Raw genomic sequence first — 19,377 nt, 5'->3', positions numbered from 1 at the left:
AGCCGACGATCCACAAGGTCCCCCATGGGTAGGAGTCCCGGTGACGCAGAGCGGACAGGGTGAGGAGCCCTCGGCGCGCCCCGCGCGAGAAGGCATCGTGCTGCCCTCCGACGGCGGCCAGCCCTTGCTGCCGGGCATGACGGGTGCCGCGGCCGACCCGGTCGCGCCGGGCGGGCAGGCGCCCGCCTCGGCGCCGCCCGGCGGTCAGACCTGGGGCACGCCCTGGGGGCCCGAGCAGCAGCAACAGCTGCCGCCCGCGCCGGCCCCGCCGTCCGGCCAGGAGTGGCAGTCCCCGCCCGCCCAGCAGTGGGGCGCGCAGGAACCGGCCCCCTGGGGCGCGCAGGGACCCGCTGCGGGACAGCAGGGTCCGGGCCCGCTGCCGCCCGAGGGCGCGCAGCCCCCGGCCCACGGCGCGACCCACGGCATCCCCTCCTCGTACGGCCCGAACCCCGGCGGCCCGTCCGCGCAGCTGCCCCCGCAGGCCACCGGCCAGGGTCCCGGCTACGGCGGACACCACGGCGGGGACGCCTACGGCTCGGCGGCCGGGGGGCCGGACGGGTACGGGCAGCAGGGCGGAGGGGCCCCGATGCCGCCGCAGCACGGTTCCGGGTACGGCGCCCCCGCCGGCGCGTACGGCGCGGGCGCCCTGCCCGACGGGTCGGAGGGGGCCACCCAGTTCCTGCCGCCGGTCCCCGCCGCCCCCATGGACGAGGGCGCGACGCAGTTCATACCCCCGGTGGGCCCTGGAGCGCTGCCTCCCGAGATGCCCGCCGCACACCACTCCGAGACGACCGGGTACCCGGGCGCCGGCGGACCGCCGGCGCCCGCGGGCAACCCCGACGCCGAGGCCACCCAGTTCATGGCCCCGGTGACCGACGGGCCCCAGGGCGCGCCGTACGGAGCCGCGCCCGGTGTTCCCTCCGGTGGCCCCGCCGACGAGGGGAACCGGCAGCCGCCCGCCGAGTTCGACAACCTCTTCCGCACCTCGGGCGGCGACGAGACCCCGGCCGGATCCACCCAGCAGATGCCCCGCATCGAGCACCCGCAGCCCGCCTACCCGCAGGCCGGGCAGGGCGGCGGCCGGCGTGCCGCCCGCGAGAGCGAGGCCGGCGGCCGGGGCGGCCGGGGCGGCCGGGGCGGCCGGGGCGGCCGCACGGGTTCGAAGGTGCCGTTGATCGCGGCGGTCGGCGTCGGCCTCGTGGTCCTCGGCATCGGCGCGGGCGCGATGCTCGGCGGCGGGGGCGACGACGACGGCAAGAACCAGCCGGTCTCCGCCAGTGGGCCCGCGAGCGAGGCGCCGTCGGCCGAACCGTCCGCCGAGCCGACCGTCGACCCGGCCCGGGAGCAGGCCGTCGAGCTGGACAAACTGCTGGCCCACAGCGGCGACAGCCGGTCCACGGTGATCAGCGCGGTGGAGAAAGTGAAGTCCTGCAAGGACCTCCAGCAGGCGGCCCAGGACCTTCGGGAAGCGGCCGGACAGCGCAACCAGCTGGTCACCGACCTCTCCCAGCTTTCGGTGGACAAGCTGCCCGACCACGTGGCGCTCACCGACGCGCTCGTCAAGGCGTGGCAGGCGTCGGCGTCGGCCGACAACCACTACGCGGCCTGGGCCGACCAGACCGCGGGCAAGAAGGGCTGCCGGAAGGGCCAGGCCCGCTCGACCGGTGAGACCCAGGCCGCCAACAAGGACAGCGGCACCGCGACCGCCGAGAAGACCAAGGCCGCCCAGCTGTGGAACGCGATCGCCAAGCAGCACAGCCTGACCGAACGGCAGCCGACCGATCTGTGACCGGCCGGAGCCCGGCCCCGCTCGGACGACCGGCGTGCGGCGACCGGAGCGGTCCGGCGCGGGGCCGACGGAGAACGACGAGGGCGGCCGGGGCGACGGAGGGGCGGTGGCGGACGGTCCGCGTCCCGCCGCGTCAGGTCAGGTCGGTGTTGCGCAGTGTGTCCGTCACGTCGACGAAGCCGTCTCGGCCGGACACCAGCCGGCCGTTCCTGACCTCCTGGAAGGTCACGTTGGCGTTGACCATCCGGGGGAAGCCGACGGCGGCCAGCTTGTCCTGGAACCGCCAGCTCAGGGTGGGGGTGAGCCCGCCCGTCTCGACCTTCAGCCCGGCGTTCAGCGTCCGGACCACGGTGTCGGCGCTCACCTCTTCGCCGCCGAGCGACTCGACGACCTGCTTGAACACCGTGTAGGCGATCCAGGTCGTCTGCACACCGGCGTCGGCGGGGTCGATCCGGTTGTCGCCGAACGCCTCCTTCTTGATCACGTCCTTCATCGGGTCCCAGAGACTGTCGCTCGCCGCCGGGTACCAGCCGGTGACGTACGACCCCTCGTACGGGCTCGACGCCCCGCCGGTCGTGTTGATCGTCGTCTGGTCGACGCTGCCCAGCACGGTCGCGGTGCGCACGTCCGGGTGGTCGGCGCGGGCGCGCCGGAAGGAGTCCATGAAGGTGCTGGTGCGGTCCCCGAGCGCGGGCACCACGCAGCCTTCCGCCTCCGGGTCGGTGGTGCTGGCCTCCAGGGCCCGCCTGGCCTGCCCGCCGTACTCGGTGGCCTCCTCCGCCGCCCGCTGGTCCGCAGTCGGTTCGTGGCCGCCCGCGGACAGGCCCGAGTCGAGCAGCGGGGGCAGCTGGTCGCCCGCGATGGTGTCGGGACGGATCAGGGTGACCGGCCCGCAGTCGTCGGCGAGGGCACGGCCGAGGCCCGCCAGCAGCGCGGGCTGGCCGCCGTTGACGGGGTAGGACAGCGGGCTGGTGAACTCGTCGGTGGTGATGCCGTAGCCGCCTATGTACGGGATGCCGGCGCCCTCGAGGGTCGGGAGGAACGTGTCGGCGTGCTGGCTGTACGAGCCGACGACCGCGACCACGTCCTTTTTGACGGCGGCCCGGGCGCACCGCGAGGCGGCCACGCTGTCGTTGCGCTCGTTGCAGGTGATCACGTTGAGCTCGCGGCCGTTGATGCCGCCCCCGGCGTTCACCCAGCGGGCGTACGCCTTGGCGAAAGCGGGCATACCGGGCTTGTTGGTGGCGCTGGTCTTCTCGGGTGCCCAGGTCATGACGGTGATCGGTTCGTCGCTGTCGCCTCCCGGGCCGGGGATGACTCCGCACCCGGCGACCAGGGCCGTGGCCGCCAGCGCGCCCGAGGTCAGGGCGCCGGCTCGGAACGGCCGGGAGGTGCGACGGGGGAGGAGGCTGTGGCGGAGGCGGTTGCGGTTGCGCGGACTGCCGGTCATGGTCACGCACGATTCCTCCACACGGCCAACCGTCGGGTGACTCATGGTCGACGGACAGTGACGTGGAGGTGAATTGCCGGGTCCGGGGTGACCGGCGGCGAGGGGAAACGTACGATCGACGACCGTGCAAGGTTCGGAGAATTCTTCCCGTCGCAGCCGTCGCTCCTTCACCATGGGCGGCATGCCACTCAACGACATGCCATGGTGGCGCTGGCGCAGCAATGTGCGCTCCGCGCTGCACATGCTTTCCGACCCCGGGTTCCAGCACGGCGTCTGGCTGGCCGGTGTGGACGGCTACGGTGACGTCACCGACGCGGTCTACCGGCTGGTCGAGGACACCTGGCTGGACAACTGGTCCGCCGAGAAGTACGTGGGCACGATCTTCCGCGACTCCCAGGAGGCGGCCCTCGTGGACACCGCGGTGCTGCGCGTGCTGCGGATCATGCACCAGGTCGGTCCGGACGCGCCCGTCACCGCCTACCTCGCGCACGAGGGATGGCCGGACGCGGTGCGCGCCGCGCGCGACGCGCACGTGCGGCTGGCGGCCAGTGACGGGGAGGACCCCGACACTCCGCCGCAGAGCCTCGAGGCGCTGAGCATCCTGACCCGGTCCGCGTAGCGGAACGATCCCCCGGCGGGGATCCGCGTATGGGACCCTTTTCCGCATGAGTGAGCAGCCCACCCGAGCAGAGGCCCCGGCCGACCAGTACGTTCTGACCCTGTCCTGTCCTGACAAGCAGGGCATCGTGCACGCCGTGTCGAGCTACCTGTTCATGACCGGTTGCAACATCGAGGACAGTCAGCAGTTCGGTGACCACGACACCGGGCTGTTCTTCATGCGGGTCCACTTCTCCGCGGAGGCCCCCGTGACCGTGGAGAAGCTGCGGGCGAGCTTCACGGCGATCGGTGACGCCTTCCAGATGGACTGGCGGATAAGCCGGGGCGACGAGAAGATGCGCATCGTCCTGATGGTCAGCAGGTTCGGTCACTGCCTCAACGACCTGCTGTTCCGCGCCCGGACCGGTGCGCTGCCGGTGGAGATCGTCGGCGTGGTGTCCAATCACACCGATTTCGCCGAACTGGTGGCTTCGTACAACGTCCCCTTCCACCACATTCCGGTGACGAGGGACACCAAGGCCCAGGCCGAGGCGAAGCTGCTGGAGATCGTGCGGGAGGAGGGCGTCGAACTCGTCGTGCTCGCCCGCTACATGCAGGTCCTCTCGGACGACCTGTGCAAGCAGCTCTCCGGGCAGATCATCAACATCCACCACTCCTTCCTGCCGAGCTTCAAGGGCGCGAAGCCGTACCACCAGGCACACGCCCGGGGTGTGAAGCTGATCGGCGCCACCGCGCACTACGTCACCGCCGACCTCGACGAGGGGCCGATCATCGAGCAGGAGGTCGAGCGGGTGGGTCACGACGTCACCCCCGACCAGCTCGTCGCCGTCGGCCGCGACGTGGAGTGCCAGGCGCTGGCCCGCGCCGTGAAGTGGCACGCGGAGCGCCGCATCCTGCTGAACGGGCGACGGACGGTGGTCTTCGCCTGACCGTCGGGAGACGGGCGGCCCGGGAGCGGGGCCGGGACACGCGGCCGGGGCCCGCCCGGCCTGATCCGAGGGGCAGGTCCCGGATCCGGACGGGCCCTAGATCCGGCTCATGGAGGCCGCCGCCAGCAGGACGTCCCGGATGGCCGCCTTGTCCCCGACCTGCCCGGCGGCCGCCTCCTGCGGCGACACATGGCCCGCGGCCAGACGGCAGAACTCCGAGCCGTCGAGCGCTATGTGGGCCACCTCGTGCTCCGCGGACCCCTTGGCCGCCGGGGAGTCCAGCGGGATCAGCCACTCCCCGCCGCCGGACCCCTCGATCTCCAGCCGCAGGCTCCGCCCCGGCGCACCGGCCGCGACCAGCCGCCGCTCGGTGGAGACCTCCTGCCCGGCCTGTCGGCGTGCTTCGAGGACGGCCGGCAGCATCCGCGCGGCCAAATCGACCATGCCGTGCAGATGCCGTCCGGTCGGCGGCTCGTACGGATAGTCCACCGCCTCGGCGATGTCCTCCCCGTGCACCCAGCACTCGAAGGCGCGGTCCAGCATCGCGTCGTGCAGCGGCAGCTCGTAGCCGCCGTACGAGACCGGCATCCGTCCCGCACTGCTGCCGGTGAAGGACACCGTCCGTACCAGGTCGTGGGTCTGCGCACGCCAGGGCGCCCGCACGGAGCGGGTCGGCGGGCCGTGGGCTCCGCGCCAGAACGCCTCGGTGCGGGCCGACGGGGTGGCCTGCTCGGGCGCGAGGCCGCCGAGCGGGTCGGGCAGGCCGAGGGCGGCCGCGACCAGCCCGTCGACCGCCAGCAGATGCGCGATGACCCCGGCGACGGTGGTGCGGCGGGTGGCCGCCTCGTCGGCCTCGTACCAGCGCAGCCGCACGGGCGCGTGCCACTCGGTGTCGCCGAAGTCCTGGAGCAGCGCGTCCAGCCGCGCCGTCTCCGCGTCGTAGGCGGAGGCCCAGTCCGGCACGGGGATGCGCGGCGGGCGCCGCTTGAGACAGGTCTCCAGGACGCGGGTGCGCAGCCCCGGGTCCAGGTCGAGGCTCTCGGGCCGCTGCAACAGCCCGACGGCGTTCCGCAGGCGCAGCGCCTCGTCGGCGCAGGCCCCGCACTCGCCGAGGTGCTCCTCGACGGCTGCCGTCTCCTCCGGTGCACAGGCGGCCAGTGCCCACGCGCCCAGCAGCGACTTCAGCACCCGGTGCTCCAGCATCAGCGGCTCGGGCTCGGGCTCGGGCGTGGTGGCCGGTGCCGGCAGGGGCTGTCCGGTGTCCTCGGCGGAGGCGCGGGGCGGCGGTATGCGGGCGGAGTGGCCGGGCCCGGCAGCGCGGTCCGGTCCGTCACCGGGGCCCGTACCGTCGCCCGGTCCGTCCGTGCCGCCACCGGACTCGCCCGGAACGTCCCGCTCGCGCGTACCGTCCGCCCCGTTTCCCGGGCCCGTGCGTGTGTCCGCGTCCGTGTCCTCGTGACGCTCCCCGTCTCCTTCGTACTCCCCGTGCTTCTCGCGCTCACGGCCGGCGTGTTCATGGTCGTCGTACGGCTCGAAAAGGTCGTCGCTCACGCCGCACCCCCGATACCGGGCGGGGCGCCCGGGGCCTCGGTGTCGTGGGCCGTGGCCAGCAGCTGGAGGCCCAGCCGGAGGCGGCGGCGGGCCTCGTCCTCGGTGACGCCGAGGTCGGCGGCGGTCTGCTGGTAGTCCCTGCGCTGGAAGTACGCCAGCTCCAGCGCGGTCCGCAGCGGCACCGGCATGGCGTGCACGATGTAGTCCGCGCGGGCGGCCACCGAGGCGTGGCGCACCTGGTGCTCCAGATCCTCCGCACTGCCGGCGCCGCCACGGGCGAGCGCGGCGGTCCCGACGGCGCGCAGCCGCTCGACGGCCAGCCCGTGGGTCAGCACGGCGATCCACGTGCGCAGCGGCTCCTGCTGGGGGTCGTAGGCGTCCGGGTGCTCCCAGACGTGGGCGAAGACCTCGCGCGTGACGGTGTCCGCCGCGTCCTCGTCGCCGAGGACGCGGTGGGCGAGGCCGTGCACGAGGGAGGCGAACCGGTCGTAGAGCTCACCGAGCGCGGCGGCCTCTCCGCGGGCGAGCCGCTGCTGCATCTTGCGGTCCCAGCGGGGCGGTACGTCCCGTTGCGTCATGCGACCCCTCCACCCCCTGTCCCTTTCGGCGTCCGGAACGGCCCTGCCCGGTCCGGCAGGTGCCCGCCGACTCACGAATGTAGTCGGCACGTACACGTACGCACGCCCCTTTGCGGCAATGTGCGCCCCCCGCCGGGCCCCAGGTGGTAGAAGGTCGCCGACGCGCACGTCGGATGCCGTCCGGGGCCTGCCTACCCCACCCATCATCGATCGGAACCGATCGAACGAGATCGAAGTCGACTGAAACAAGCCTTTTCTGTTCGGTTACGGTTTCTTGAGTCGTGTTTCAGGGCACGGCCGGTGGGCAGCTGCGCTGCAGGGAAGCGTAGGCGTTTCTTCCGTTTTGGCGAGCGAAGGGCGTGGTGGTGGCCTTCAACGTGACCGACGGGGAGCAGGGCGATTGGGCCGTGCTTCGGGTGTCGGGCGAACTGGATCTGATGACCTCGCCGGTGCTGCGCCAGCGCGTGCACGATGTCGTGGCCGAGGGCAGACACCGCCTCGTCCTCGATCTCTCCGAGGTGTGGTTCTGCGACTCCAGCGGCGTGGGCGTGCTCATCGCCACCCGTCGGCTGCTCCGCTCCTGTCAGGGCAGTCTGCGGCTGATCCTCCCCGCCCAGGGAGCCGCAGACGGCAGCCACGTCAACCGGGTGCTCGGCGCGCTCGGGGTGCGCCGCCTCTTCGACGTCCACCCGGACGTCGTGTCCGCGGTGGACGAGGAGTCGCGCCCGCTGTCGGCCTGAGCCGGCCCCGGGACCGTCGGCCGCCCGTACGGGCGGCCGACGCGCGGCCTGCGGATGCCCGCGCGGGCCCCGTTGTTGTCCCGGAATTCTCCCGTTCTTGGGACAAGCGTCGTTTCCGGGCTCACGGAGGGCGCCGCACGTCGTACGCTCCGGGCGAGACGACCCCCACGGGGAAACCCACTGACTAAGGCGGCCTGAAAGAGACATGGTCACCAGCGAATACGAGCGCAGGATCGCGGCCCGCTTCGCCACCTTCGACCAGGACGGCAACGGCTACATCGACCGCGAGGACTTCAGCGGAGCGGCCAAGGCGCTGCTCGCCGAGTTCGACACCCGGGCCCGGTCCGACAAGGGCCAGGCCCTGTACGGCGGAGCCGAGGCCTTCTGGCAGGGCATGGCGGGGATCGCCGACCGCGACGGCGACCAGCGCATCACCCGTGAGGAGTTCGTGAACGGCGCGGTCAAGCGCCTGCGGGACACCCCGGACCGGTTCGCCGAGATCGCCCGCCCCTTCCTGCACGCGGTCCTCGCGGTGGCCGGCGGCGACGGCGCGGTGGGTGTCGAGGAGACCGCCCGCGCGCTGAAGGTGCTCGGCGTCCCCGAGGAGCTGGCGGGGTCCGCCGCCGCCGCGCTGGACACGGACGGCGACGGCAGGATCGGCGAGGAAGAGATCGTGGGCGCCTTCGCCCGCTACTTCACCGTCCCCGAGTAGCGCTCCCGCAGCCCGCACCCGAGCACCTTCCGCGGGTTCTCGCCGCGCGGGAGGGCGCCGGCCGCCTCCGGCCGCTCCGGCGGCTTGTGGGCCGACGGCCCTCCCGCGCGCGGATGCGCGGTCACCGTCCCCGGCGTCGGCTCCCCGGGACCGTGCACCGCCACGCGCGCGTACGAACCGGCGGACCGGCGGTGCAACACGCCCGGGTCCGCGAACAGTTCGGCCGGCCGACCGGGGGCCTTCCGGGCGGTGGTCCGCCCGCGCGCCGCGATGCCGGTCCGCGCGGAGACCACCCGCGCCGCCGTCCATGCGGCGCCCGTGACGGCCTCCGGGCGCGCGGAGGCATGCGCTCCACCTGGGAGGCGGGCGTTCCTCCGCACCTCGGAAGCGCCCAGGTGCGGGCCCTGTGCACCGGAGGCGCCACGGAGAGTGATGTTCTGCTCGCCGTCGAACCGCTCGCCGGAAGCGCCCGCTCCGCCCCCCTGTCTGCGACGTCGCGGATCGCTCCGCGCGAATGTCGCGGATTGTGGCATCCGGACGTCACGGAGCGTTGAGACCGGGTTGTGTCCTACGCGTGACTCGTCACGGCCCGGAGTCGGCCGTCCGCTCCGGTACCTTGTGTGGGATGCGAGTGGTTGTGAGCACGCACCGCACCGGAGTTGCCCCCGAGGCGAGTCCGGAACGGCCGGTGCCTGCCGCCGTTCGCCGCGCCATCAGGCCGACTGCCACCGCCTGTTCGAGTTGCCGGGGCGGGCGTCGCACAGTATCCCGCACGGGTACTCCTTCGCGCTGGAATATGCCCGAAGCGCTTGTTGGCGTGACTGTACGTCAACCATGCTGGCCCATAAGGGATTCACGTTCCGTGACCCTTGTCCCGGCCGTTGTCCAGGCCATGCAGAGAATGGCTACGATCGTGGCCCTCGTGAGGCGCGAGTCCAAGTGTCCGCCGGTTCGGATGGTGTGAGCGGTGCAGGTGCTTCAAGTGCAGCTGGAGATCCGGCCCGACCCTGCTGAAGTGGGACGGGCCCGTCGGTGGGCCCGCTCGCGTCTGGCCGGATCGGGGATAGCGGTCGACGAGCCGCTCGCCGAGACGTTGATCCTGCTCGTCTCGGAGCTCGTCACCAACGCCGTGGTGCATACCGGCTGTCCGGCCGTACTGAGACTCTCCCTGCCGGGTGTGACGGCCGGGGAGGCCACCGTCCGCCTCGAGGTGGCCGACCGGAGCGGCAGGGCGCCGGTGCCGCGCTGCGTGGACGGCGACGCGACCGGCGGGCGCGGCCTCGCCCTCGTCGACGGCCTGGCCGACCGCTGGGGCTGGAGCACCGACGGTGCCGGCAAGCGCATCTGGTGCGAGCTCGACCGCTGCGCGGCGGCGCGGGAGGCCGCCGCCCCGGCCTGGGGCGGCTTCGCGTACGAGGCGGTGTAGGGCCCGGCGCTCCGAGGACCGGGGCTTCGGGGCTTCGGGGATTCAGGGAGATCCGGCGGGCGGGTGCACGGTTGTGCGTACGTGCAGGTGCACCGATGCATGGCGGCCCGGCCGTGCGAGTCGATGTGTGAGCCGGTGCGCCGGGTGTGCTTCCGTGCGCGGCATCGAATAACCGGGCATATGTCGCGGACCCATCCATAGGTGAGCGAATCGGCGTTGACGTGACGTGACCGTGTGATCACTCTGGCTGTCAGCGATTCGCTGCGAGGGGACGGCGAGGACTTCGACGACGGGAGCCCTCGGCGAGTGTGGGTCGTGATTCCGGCGCCGCTTTCCTCCTGACGAGGGGAGCCGGGCGGGAGCGCCGGAGTCGGAAGGCGGTGCGGTGCCGCCGTGCTCGGGACGGGCGGCACCGCGCCATCACCGCCACCGCCATCGCCGCCCCCGATCGCTGCGACATCGAGCCGTGGTCGGGGGCGGGTCCATCCACAGGCTGTGGACAACTTTTCCGAATTTCAGTTCCGACCCTGGCCCTGACCCTGGCCCTGTCGTGTTTCTCGCCCCCGGCCCCCGTGGTCGTCCTCCTGGTCCCTGCCTCCGGCCCGGAACGTCCGCCGGTACGCGGACGGCGTCACCCCCAGCGCCGCCTGGAAGTGCTGCCGCAGGGACTGGGCGGTGCCGAACCCGGCGTCGCGGGCCACCCGGTCCACGGACAGATCCGTGCACTCCAGCAGATGCCGGGCCCGTTCCACCCGCTGCCGGGTCAGCCACTGCCCCGGGCTGACCCCTGTCTCCTCGCGGAAGCGGCGGGTGAAGGTGCGTACCGACATCGACTCCTGGGCGGCCATGTCGCGCAGCTGGACCGGCTCGTGCAGCCGGCCCAGCGCCCAGGCGCGGGCGCCGGTCGTGGACGCCTGCTGCTGATCGGGCACCGGCCGTTCGATGTACTGCGCCTGCCCGCCGTCGCGGTGCGGCGGTACGACCGTGTGGCGGGCCACGTCGTTGGCCACGGCGGCGCCGTGGTCGCGCCGGACCATGTGCAGGCACAGGTCGATGCCGGCCGCGACCCCGGCCGAGGTCAGGATGTCGCCGTCGTCGATGAACAGCACGTCCGGGTCGACCTCGACGCGCGGGAAGAGCCGCTGGAACCGCGCGGCGTCCGCCCAGTGCGTGGTCGCGGGCCGGCCGTCGAGGTGACCGGCGGCGGCGAGGACGTACACGCCGGTGCAGATGGAGGCGAGCCGGGTGCCGGGACGGACGAGAGCGAGGGCGGCGGCCAGTTCGGGGGTCAGCTCGCCCCGGTCGAAGACCGGACCGAGCTCGTAGGAGGCCGGGACGATCACCGTGTCGGCGGTGGCGAGGGCCTCCGGGCCGTGGGCGACGTGGAGGGTGAAGTCGGCGTCGGTCTCGACCGGTCCGGGAGGCCGGACGGAGCAGGTGACGACCTCGTACAGTGGCCGCCCCCCGGCGTCCCGGGGACGGCCGAAGATGCGGTGCGGGATGCCCAGTTCGAAGGGGAGCAGCCCGTCCAGGGCGAGGACGACGACGCGGTGCGGCCTGAAGGCGCCGGCGTCGGAGGTGCTGGGGATGCGGTCGGCCGGTTCCATGGCCCGATCCTAGTGAAGGATGTCCTCCGGGCCACTCGATGCGAGGACCCCGCGTACAGAAGCTCTATGGCGTGACCCAGACGAGCGAGACAGCCGGCACGGTGAAGCAGCCGGACCGCGTGGAACAGCCGGACACCCGGGAACAGTCGGATACCCCGGAACAGTCGGATACCCCGGAACCGTCGGATACCCCGGAACCGTCGGACCGCGTGGAACAGCCGGACACCGGGGAGCGGGCCGAAGCGCGGGCCGGCGGCGAGCGGGACCGCCCCGGCCCGCGCCGCCCCCGCATCCACCGCGCGTGGTTCGTCGCCGCCGTCACCTTCGTGACGATCATCGGCGCCGCCGCCTTCCGCGCGGTGCCGGGGCTGTTCATCGACCCGCTGAACGAGGAGTTCGGCTGGTCGCGCGGGACCATCGGCGCCGCGGTCTCCGTGAACCTGGCCCTGTACGGCCTCACCGCCCCCTTCGCGGCGGCGCTGATGGACCGCTACGGCATCCGGCGGGTCGTCGCGGTGGCCCTGACCGTGATCGCGCTCGGCTCGGGGCTGACGGTGTGGATGACGGCGGCCTGGCAGCTCATGCTGTGCTGGGGGCTGCTGGTGGGCCTCGGCTCCGGCTCGATGGCGCTGGCGTTCGCCGCGACCGTGACCAACCGCTGGTTCACCGAACGTCGCGGCCTGGTCACCGGCATCCTCACCGCCGCGTCCGCCTCCGGACAGTTGATCTTCCTGCCCGTGGTCTCCTGGATCGTCGCGACGTACGACTGGCGCCCGGCGGCCGTCACGGTGGCGCTCGCCGCGCTCGCGGTCGTCCCCTTCGTCTGGCTGCTGCTGCGCGACCACCCGGCCGACGTGGGCCAGAAGCCGTACGGGGCGAAGGAGTTCGTCCCCAAGCCCGAGCCCGTCCCCGGCGCAGCCCGCCGCACGCTCAAGGTCCTGTTCTCGGCGGTGCGCACCGGACCGTTCTGGCTGCTGGCCGGCTCCTTCGCGATCTGCGGCGCCTCGACCAACGGTCTGATCCAGACCCACTTCGTGCCCGCGTCCCACGACCACGGCATGCCGATCACCGCCGCCGCGTCCCTGCTGGCCGTCATCGGGGTCTTCGACGTCGTCGGCACGGTGGCCTCCGGCTGGTTCACCGACCGCTTCGAACCGCGCCGCCTGCTCGCCGTCTACTACGCCCTGCGCGGCATCTCCCTGCTCTTCCTGCCGATGCTCCTGGCGCCCAGCGTCCATCCTCCGATGATCTTCTTCATCGTCTTTTACGGCCTCGACTGGGTCGCCACCGTCCCGCCCACCCTCGCCCTGTGCCGCGAGCACTACGGCGACGACAGCGCCATCGTCTTCGGCTGGGTCCTCGCCTCCCACCAGATCGGCGCCGCCCTCGTCGCCTTCCTCGGCGGCGTCGCGCGGGACGTCTTCGGCTCCTACGACGTGGTCTGGTACGCCTCCGGCGCCCTGTGCGCGGCGGCGGCACTGATGGCGCTGGTGATCCGCAGGCGGCCGCGCACGCCCGCGCAGGTGCCGGTGACGGCGACGGCCGACTGAGGGAACCCGGCGCCGGGGACGGGCGACCCGGCGCTTGCGGACCTCAGGCCTTCTTGCCGAGCAGGCCGCACAGTTCCCGCTCCAGGTCGAGCATCTGCGTCTCGTGGCCCGGGGGCACCCGTCGGTAGGTCCGCTGCAGCCACTGCTCCACCAGCGCGGACGGGGCTTCGAGCAGGACCTGTCCGTCCGGGGCGGCCAACGCGATGCACAGCATGCGGCGCGACCCGGTCCCGACGGGCCAGACCCGCACGTCGCCCTGTCCGCAGGGCCCGAACATGCCCTGGGCCAGCAGCTCGCGGGCGAACAGCCAGGTCACCGGGGCGTGCAAGCCCGTGTGGAAGTCGACGTGGACGGCGTAGGGGTCGTGCGGGTCGTAGGACAGACGGGTCTCCACTCCGATGCTGTGACCCGGCGCGATCAGCAGGCGCATCTCGCACTCCTGCTCGACGAAGTTCTTCATGGGCTTTCTCTTGCTCTCTCGATCCGGACGGCACTCGCTGGAGGCTCTCTCCGGACGGTTCCTTCGGCGGTCCCGGTGCGGGTGCCGTGTTCCGGCCGCCGCCCGCATCGGGTGACGACATGCCCGGGGCGGGGGTCGGTGCGCCTGCAGTCGCACTGAACCCCGCCCCTGGTGGTATGGACGCACCCCGTACAGTCACCCACTGCCGTTTTCGGCCGCGGTCGCTCATACGCGACGTCGTTGTCGGACATGAGCCGTACGGGCGGTGCGTGCGCGCGGCCGATCAGCGGGCCGGTGGTTCCCGGCCCTCGCCGTCAGCGGCGGTCGTTCCCGCGGTCGTTGCCGCGGTCGCGGTCATGACGGTCGCGGTTGTTGTCGCGGTCCCAGTTACGGTCGCGCTCGTTGCTGCGGTCGTGCCCGCGGTGACGGTCGCGGTCATGACGGTCCCGGTCGTGCCGGTCGCGGTTGTTGTCGCGGTCCCAGTTACGGTCGCGGTCGTTGTTCCGGTCGTGCCGGTCGCGGTCGTTGCTGCGGTCCCACTTACGGTCGCGGTCGTTGTCCCGGTTGTGCCGGTCGCGGTTGTTGTCGCGGTCCCACTTACGGTCGCGGTCGTTGTCCCGGTCGTGTCGGTCCCGGTCGTGTCCGCGGTGCCGGTCGCGGTCGTTGTCCCGGTCGTGCCGGTCGCGGTCGTTGTCCGTGGCGTAGGAGCCGGCGGTGACGCGCTGGGCGTCGTGGTGGGGCGATGCCGAGGCGGTACCGCCCGCGGCGAGCACGACGCCCACCGCGACTGCCACAGAGGCGGCTCCGGTGGCGACCCGGCGTCCGAAGGTGCGACTCATGATCATTCCTCCTTGAATGCCATGCCGACGTCCCGATCCGTGGGGCGTCGGACGGTGCCCCGGTGTGGTGGGGCAACACCGAAGCTACCTGGAGATGGTTGAAAGATGAACTTTCCGCTATGTGGCCTATTTCACCGATGCGACCCCCTCCGGGGAGGGAATAGTTCAGCCTTCCGTAACCTTCGGGCGGCCGGAATCAACCGCATCGACGCATGCGGAGAAATCGCCGCAGATCGACTCGGGACGTCACTTTGCCCGCTTCCGTGAGGCAGTGCCGGTCGGCGCTCTGTCAGGTCACTGAATTGACGGAGCGACAGGGATGCCCGAGGAAGGTCGAGTTGCCGTGCGAACGGCCGGCGAGGTCGGTACGGGAGGCGGATCCGGGGCCGGTTGCGGCCCCGGTGGTCGTCACACGGGGAGCCGGGAGATCCCCGGTGCCCCGCGGCGGGTCAGCGCCTTGGCTATCTTCTCCGCGTCGAGGGCCAGTTCGCGGAGGTTGCCGCTGATGGGGTTGGTGAAGCCGGTGAAGTACAGGCCGGGGGCGTCGGGCGGGGTGCCGGCGCCACGGGCGACCGGTCTGCCCCGGTCGTCGAGGACGTCGAGGTGGCCGACGAGGCCCTCCAGGGCGCGCACGTACCCGGTGGCCGAGATCACCGCGTCCGGGCCGACGCGGTCGCCGTCGGCGAGGGCGACCTCGCCGTCCTCGAACCCCTCGACGGCGGCCACGATCTCCACCGTGCCCTTGCGCACCGCGTCGACCAGGCCGACGTCCTGCACGGGGATGGCGCCTTCCAGCACCCTGCTGTAGAGGCCGCTGTCGGGGCGCGGCAGGCCCTGGGCCGAGAGGTCCGGCATCGCCACCCTGGCCTGTACCCGGGACAGCCGGTCGACGATTCCCACCGGCAGCCGGCGCACCAGGACGGCCGAGCGCTGGGAGGGCCAGCCCGCGGTCGAGCGGCGCACGAGGTGCGGGACGGTGCGGACCGACAACCGTACCCGGGAGGCGCCGCCCTCCACCAGGTCGACGGCGATCTCCGCGCCGGTGTTGCCGATCCCCGCGACGAGGACGTCCCGGCCGGCGAAGGGCCGCGCGTTGCGGTACTCGGAGGCGTGCAGGAACGTGCCGGTGTAGGTCTCACGGCCGGGCCAGTCGGGCAGCCTGGGCGTGTGGTTGAAGCCGGTGGCGATCACGACCGCGGCGCCGGTCAGCTCGCGTCCTCCGGTGGCGCGCAGCAGCCAGCCGGTGCCGTCGGCGGTGCGCTCGACGCGGGAGACCTCGACTCCGGTGACGATCTCCAGGCGGTGGTGCTCCGCGTACTTCTCCAGGTACCGGACCATGTCGTCGCGGGCGACCCACCGCCCGAACCGCCGCGGTATCGGCAGACCGGGCAGTGCGGACAGGCGCCGGGTGGTGTGCAGTCGCAGCCGGTCGTAGTGGCGCCGCCAGGAGGCGCCCACGCCGTCGGACCGTTCCAGGACGACGGCCCGCACCCCCCGGGAGCGCAGCGCGTACGCGACGGCGAGCCCGCCGGGGCCACCGCCGATGACGTAGACGGGACGGTCCTCCTGGTGCGGTGCCGTGGGGTTCGGGGGTGTGGTGGAGTCGGCCATGAGCGCGAGCGTAATCTCGCACATGCTTGATGGGTCTCGGTCAAGACCGGAATTGGTTGCGGATTGATCACGTCTGGAGGAGGCGGGGTGGGATCAGTGGCGTAGAGCGCCCGGATGTGAAGAGAACATTCTGCGCGACGCGCCCCGGTCCGCCGGGAAGTGGCGTCCCGTCAGGCGCTGTCGGAGGCGGCGCGCGGCATGGGCGGACCTGGCCGCGGATCGGGCGCGGGCCGTGGCGGCCGGAGAGCCGGCGGCGAGAACCGGACCGTAGGGCCGACAGCCCGCTCCGCCCCGCCGTCTCCGCCCCGCCGTCTTCGCCCCGCCGTCTTCGCCCCGCCGTCTTCGCCCCGCCGTCTTCGCCTCCTCACGGCCAGAGGAGTTCCCTGGACCACCCCTCCCGCGATGACCGCGGTGACCGGCGGTAGCGCAGCCGGATGTGACGGCGGAGGGTGTCGCCCTGGAAGAACTCCACCTCGTCCGGACGCAGGCGGTACAGGGTCCACGACGGGGCCGGGGTGTCCGGCTCCCGCCTGGCCAGCTCCCAGGCGGCCTCCGAGGCGCGGGTCAGCTCCTCGGGGGAGCCGAGGACCTCGCTCTGGCGGCCGGTGAGCGCGGAGGCCAGCGCCCCGGCCGAGCGGGCGCGCAGATCGGCCCGCGCCTCCTCGGCCGGGGCGGTGCCGACGGACCCGCGGACCCGGACCTGACGGCCCAGCACCGGCCAGTAGAAGGCCAGCGCGGCATACGGGCGGGCGGCGAGGTGGCCGCCCTTGCGGCTGTGGGCGTGGGTCGCGAAGGACCAGCCGTCCGCGTCCGCGCCGTGCAGCATCACGATCCGTACGTCGGGCAGCCCCTCCGCGTCCGCCGTGGCCAGGGACATGGTGTGCGGTTCGGGCTGCCCGGCCGCCACCGCCTCGGCGAACCACCGCGTGAACAGCGGCAGCGGTTCGGCGGGGGCGGCGGCCGGGTCGAACGCCGGCAACACGGTGAGCTCCGGGTCCCACACCCGCAGCGACCTCAGCAGCTCGTGAAGATCGGTTCCCATACCCCGATTGTCCCTGCCCGTCGCCTCGTCGTGCGGACTCCCGTGCGCACCGTCGTACGGGTCCCTCTCACACGGATCCGAGGTCGGAGGAGACCCAGCGCTCGGGCCGCATGCGCAGGACGACCTGCTCGCCGTGGTCCTTCCAGGCGAAGGCGACATAGCCCTCGACCTTGTCGGCCGGGAGATAGCGGGAGGCCAGCTCCCGGAGCTGCTCGATGGTCGCCGGGGTGGTCTCGACGACCGGCCCCTCGACCGACACGTAGCGGATGGTGGGGTCGAGGCGGTCGACCATGAGGGAGAACCGGCCCGCCGCGTCGATCATCCGGTTCTTGCGGGAATCCAGTCCCGTCATGATCCATACGTCTCCCCCGGGCGTGTACTGGTACCAGATCGGCACGGTGAGGGGTGCGCGCCCCTCACCCGCGTCAACGGCGATCGCGGCGACATGGGGCTCGGCCAGGAACTGTTCGCGCTCTTCGGTGGTCAGGGCCATCGCGGGTTCCTCCTGCGGCGTCTGCGGCTTGCGGGCGGCTGTGGCTGCCGGGTGTCACTCGAGCATGCGCTTGCGGGGGCCTGTCTTCGCGGAGTGCTCAACGAGAGCGCGCGCGGACGTGTTCCCTTTTCACCGATATGGACCCCTCGCCTCCGCTCCCGGGTCCCCGCCGCCCCCGACCCCGGCGAACTCTCTCGGAGTCGTTGTCGCGAATCTGACGACAGGTCATATACGGTCGGGAGGCCGGAACGCGCGACGGGCGGTGGCTCACCGGAGTGAGTCACCGCCCGTCAGACAGGATGCGGAAAAGCTGTAGGAGCGGGGGAGGGATCGTGGGGCGCCTCGCCTTACTTGGTCGGTTTTTTGCCGGTGACACCCAGGTGCACCAACAGGGCCAGATTGGGCTTGAGCTCGGCCTGCTTCACGCCCCAGGAGGTGAAGCCCTTCTGGTGCGAGGCGACGGCCGCCAGCATGGTGACCAGGGAACCGGCCACCGCGGCAGGGCTCACGTCCTTGTCGATCCGGCCCTTGGCCTGCAACTCGGCGACGGCGTCCGCCAGGGAGCTGTTCACCGAGTTGAGGATCTTCATGCGGAGCTTGTAGAAGCGCTTGTCGCCCTCGGCGGCGCCGAGGTCGACGACGCGCAGGATCGCGTCGTTGCGCTTCCAGAAGTCCAGAAATCCGTCGACAAGTTCCTGCGCCGTCTGCCAGCCGGCCTTGCCGACCCAGGAGCGTCCCTCTAGCAGTTCCGCCAAACCGGCCCCGTCGGAGGCCATGTGCTCGGCGATCTCCAGGACGGCGCCCTCGACGTCCGGGAAGTACTGGTAGAAGGTCGCCGGCGAAGTTCCCGCCTTGCGGGCGACGTCGATGACTTTGACATCCCGGTAGGGGGAGGAGCTGAGCATCTCGCTGAGGCAGTCGAGCAACTTCTGCCGGGTCGCCTGCCCTCGCCGGCCGGCCACGCGGCCGTCGACGGTACGCACTTGTCCTGTCATGACGTCAGCTTACCGAGGGGTGATGGGAGCGCTATTCGGCCGACTGCAAATGGGGTGTGAGGGTCGGCTGCGCCTGGTGTGCCTGGTCTGCGCGGTGCGCGCGGCACCGTTACTTTGGCGGCATGGCCGAAAACAGGGCATCGGAGTACACAGAGGGCACCCCGTGCTGGGTGGACGCGCAGCTTCCCGACGTGGAGGCGGGCAAGCGGTTCTACGGCGAACTTTTCGATTGGACGTTCGAAGACCAGTCGGAGCAGCCCGAGTGGCCCGCACCGGCCTCCCGGCCCGCTCGGCCCGTGCAGCCCTCGCCGCCCCTGGGGACCGTGCGGGCGCTGCTCGGTGGCAAGCCGGTGGCGTCCCTCGCGCACAAGACGGACGGCCGGCTCCCCACCGTGTGGACGGTGTCCTTCGCGACCCCGGACGCCGAAGCGCTGTGTCGGCGGATCCTCGCGGCGGGCGGACAGCTCGTCTCCGCGCCGCGCGCGGTCGGCGAGCTCGGCGTCACCGCGCTCGTCACGGACCCCGAGGGTGCCGTCTTCTCCCTGTGGCAGCCCGGCGAACGGCCCGGTTTCGGCCGCCGGCACGAGCAGGGCGCCTTCACCTGGGTCGAGCTCTACACCCGCGACACCGAGGCGGCCAACACCTTCTACGGCGCCCTCTTCCACGACGCCCTGTTCGGGGAGGGCGTCGAGCCCGACTTCGGCCGCGCCCCGGTCTCCGACGTCTTTCCGGCCGAGATGCCGCCCCACTTCCTCGTCCACTTCGCCGTCGAGGACCTCGAGGCGACCATGGCGGACGTGACCCGGCTCGGTGGCCGTGTCCAGGTGCCGCCCTTCGGGACGTCGTACGGCACCGTGGCCGTGGTCACCGACAACCAGGGCGCGTCCTTCGCCCTGCTGTCCCGCTGAGCGGCCCCGACGCTTTCCTTCCCGTCCCGGGAAGCCCCCGTGCCGCCCGCCCCGACGTCTCCGGATGCCCGTCGGGCCA

General features: G+C 72.5%; 19 protein-coding genes. 8 read left to right on the top strand and 11 right to left on the bottom strand.

Annotated features, from left to right (window positions below):
* Window positions 1–40 precede the first annotated feature (40 nt).
* On the top strand, window positions 41–1,789 hold the full coding sequence (locus tag OHB56_RS18745; protein WP_406354558.1) for a hypothetical protein: 1,749 nt from the start codon (window positions 41–43) through the stop codon (window positions 1,787–1,789).
* A 133-nt stretch (window positions 1,790–1,922) separates the two neighbouring features.
* Here the strand turns inward: OHB56_RS18745 and OHB56_RS18740 are convergent, their stop codons facing one another.
* Complete coding sequence (locus OHB56_RS18740) at window positions 1,923–3,239, bottom strand: ABC transporter substrate-binding protein (protein ID WP_326753312.1); 1,317 nt, start codon at window positions 3,237–3,239, stop codon at window positions 1,923–1,925.
* A gap of 172 nt (window positions 3,240–3,411) precedes the next feature.
* Between OHB56_RS18740 and OHB56_RS18735 the strand changes: the two genes are divergently transcribed.
* Window positions 3,412–3,858 (top strand): SCO4402 family protein, encoded by a 447-nt coding sequence (locus OHB56_RS18735; protein WP_406359138.1) that lies wholly within the window; start codon window positions 3,412–3,414, stop codon window positions 3,856–3,858.
* 46 nt (window positions 3,859–3,904) lie between these two features.
* Window positions 3,905–4,786 carry a formyltetrahydrofolate deformylase gene (purU, locus tag OHB56_RS18730; RefSeq protein WP_326753311.1) on the top strand — a complete coding sequence of 294 codons (882 nt, stop codon included), beginning with the start codon at window positions 3,905–3,907 and terminating at the stop codon, window positions 4,784–4,786.
* Window positions 4,787–4,882: 96 nt separating this feature from the next.
* Here purU and OHB56_RS18725 read toward each other — a convergent pair whose 3' ends face one another.
* Window positions 4,883–6,337 carry a maleylpyruvate isomerase N-terminal domain-containing protein gene (locus OHB56_RS18725; RefSeq protein WP_406354556.1) on the bottom strand — a complete coding sequence of 485 codons (1,455 nt, stop codon included), beginning with the start codon at window positions 6,335–6,337 and terminating at the stop codon, window positions 4,883–4,885.
* On the bottom strand, window positions 6,334–6,915 hold the full coding sequence (locus OHB56_RS18720; RefSeq protein WP_326753309.1) for a sigma-70 family RNA polymerase sigma factor: 582 nt from the start codon (window positions 6,913–6,915) through the stop codon (window positions 6,334–6,336). Before OHB56_RS18720 ends, OHB56_RS18725 begins: the two co-directional genes overlap by 4 nt.
* A gap of 359 nt (window positions 6,916–7,274) precedes the next feature.
* On the opposite strand from OHB56_RS18720, the gene OHB56_RS18715 reads away from it, so the two are divergent.
* Both OHB56_RS18715 and OHB56_RS18710 read left to right on the top strand, forming a co-directional pair.
* On the top strand, window positions 7,275–7,655 hold the full coding sequence (locus tag OHB56_RS18715; protein ID WP_055574096.1) for an STAS domain-containing protein: 381 nt from the start codon (window positions 7,275–7,277) through the stop codon (window positions 7,653–7,655).
* A 205-nt stretch (window positions 7,656–7,860) separates the two neighbouring features.
* Complete coding sequence (locus OHB56_RS18710; RefSeq protein ID WP_326753308.1) at window positions 7,861–8,367, top strand: EF-hand domain-containing protein; 507 nt, start codon at window positions 7,861–7,863, stop codon at window positions 8,365–8,367.
* Here the strand turns inward: OHB56_RS18710 and OHB56_RS18705 are convergent.
* The gene (locus OHB56_RS18705; protein WP_326753307.1) at window positions 8,346–8,660 is read right to left on the bottom strand and encodes a hypothetical protein; all 315 of its coding nucleotides are present in this window, start codon (window positions 8,658–8,660) and stop codon (window positions 8,346–8,348) included. The genes OHB56_RS18710 and OHB56_RS18705 overlap by 22 nt on opposite strands.
* A gap of 689 nt (window positions 8,661–9,349) precedes the next feature.
* Here OHB56_RS18705 and OHB56_RS18700 point away from each other — a divergent pair.
* Window positions 9,350–9,793 carry an ATP-binding protein gene (locus OHB56_RS18700; RefSeq protein WP_326753306.1) on the top strand — a complete coding sequence of 148 codons (444 nt, stop codon included), beginning with the start codon at window positions 9,350–9,352 and terminating at the stop codon, window positions 9,791–9,793.
* Window positions 9,794–10,308: 515 nt separating this feature from the next.
* Here the strand turns inward: OHB56_RS18700 and OHB56_RS18695 are convergent.
* Window positions 10,309–11,400 (bottom strand): GlxA family transcriptional regulator, encoded by a 1,092-nt coding sequence (locus OHB56_RS18695; protein ID WP_406354553.1) that lies wholly within the window; start codon window positions 11,398–11,400, stop codon window positions 10,309–10,311.
* Window positions 11,401–11,438: 38 nt separating this feature from the next.
* On the opposite strand from OHB56_RS18695, the gene OHB56_RS18690 reads away from it, so the two are divergent.
* Window positions 11,439–12,950, top strand: coding sequence for an MFS transporter (locus tag OHB56_RS18690; RefSeq protein WP_406354551.1), 1,512 nt, complete (start codon window positions 11,439–11,441; stop codon window positions 12,948–12,950).
* Between the two features lie 43 nt (window positions 12,951–12,993).
* Here the strand turns inward: OHB56_RS18690 and OHB56_RS18685 are convergent, their stop codons facing one another.
* From OHB56_RS18685 to OHB56_RS18660, 6 genes are all read right to left on the bottom strand, one after another.
* Window positions 12,994–13,410 (bottom strand): SsgA family sporulation/cell division regulator, encoded by a 417-nt coding sequence (locus tag OHB56_RS18685; protein ID WP_355889495.1) that lies wholly within the window; start codon window positions 13,408–13,410, stop codon window positions 12,994–12,996.
* Window positions 13,411–13,724: 314 nt separating this feature from the next.
* Window positions 13,725–14,249 carry a hypothetical protein gene (locus tag OHB56_RS18680; protein WP_326753303.1) on the bottom strand — a complete coding sequence of 175 codons (525 nt, stop codon included), beginning with the start codon at window positions 14,247–14,249 and terminating at the stop codon, window positions 13,725–13,727.
* A gap of 408 nt (window positions 14,250–14,657) precedes the next feature.
* Window positions 14,658–15,860, bottom strand: coding sequence for a flavin-containing monooxygenase (locus tag OHB56_RS18675; RefSeq protein ID WP_406354549.1), 1,203 nt, complete (start codon window positions 15,858–15,860; stop codon window positions 14,658–14,660).
* Between the two features lie 364 nt (window positions 15,861–16,224).
* Window positions 16,225–16,902: a pyridoxal 5'-phosphate synthase gene (locus tag OHB56_RS18670; RefSeq protein ID WP_326753301.1), complete on the bottom strand. Its 678-nt coding sequence runs from the start codon at window positions 16,900–16,902 to the stop codon at window positions 16,225–16,227.
* Between the two features lie 67 nt (window positions 16,903–16,969).
* Window positions 16,970–17,395 (bottom strand): pyridoxamine 5'-phosphate oxidase family protein, encoded by a 426-nt coding sequence (locus OHB56_RS18665; protein ID WP_406354547.1) that lies wholly within the window; start codon window positions 17,393–17,395, stop codon window positions 16,970–16,972.
* A 347-nt stretch (window positions 17,396–17,742) separates the two neighbouring features.
* Window positions 17,743–18,378 carry a TetR family transcriptional regulator gene (locus OHB56_RS18660; protein ID WP_326757041.1) on the bottom strand — a complete coding sequence of 212 codons (636 nt, stop codon included), beginning with the start codon at window positions 18,376–18,378 and terminating at the stop codon, window positions 17,743–17,745.
* Between the two features lie 134 nt (window positions 18,379–18,512).
* Here OHB56_RS18660 and OHB56_RS18655 point away from each other — a divergent pair, with 134 nt between their 5' ends.
* The gene (locus OHB56_RS18655) at window positions 18,513–19,298 is read left to right on the top strand and encodes a VOC family protein (protein WP_326753299.1); all 786 of its coding nucleotides are present in this window, start codon (window positions 18,513–18,515) and stop codon (window positions 19,296–19,298) included.
* The last annotated feature ends 79 nt before the right edge of the window (window positions 19,299–19,377 follow it).

Source organism: Streptomyces sp. NBC_01635 (assembly GCF_045209715.1).
GTDB lineage: Bacteria > Actinomycetota > Actinomycetes > Streptomycetales > Streptomycetaceae > Streptomyces > Streptomyces hirsutus.
This window is presented reverse-complemented; position numbering and strand designations above follow the sequence as displayed.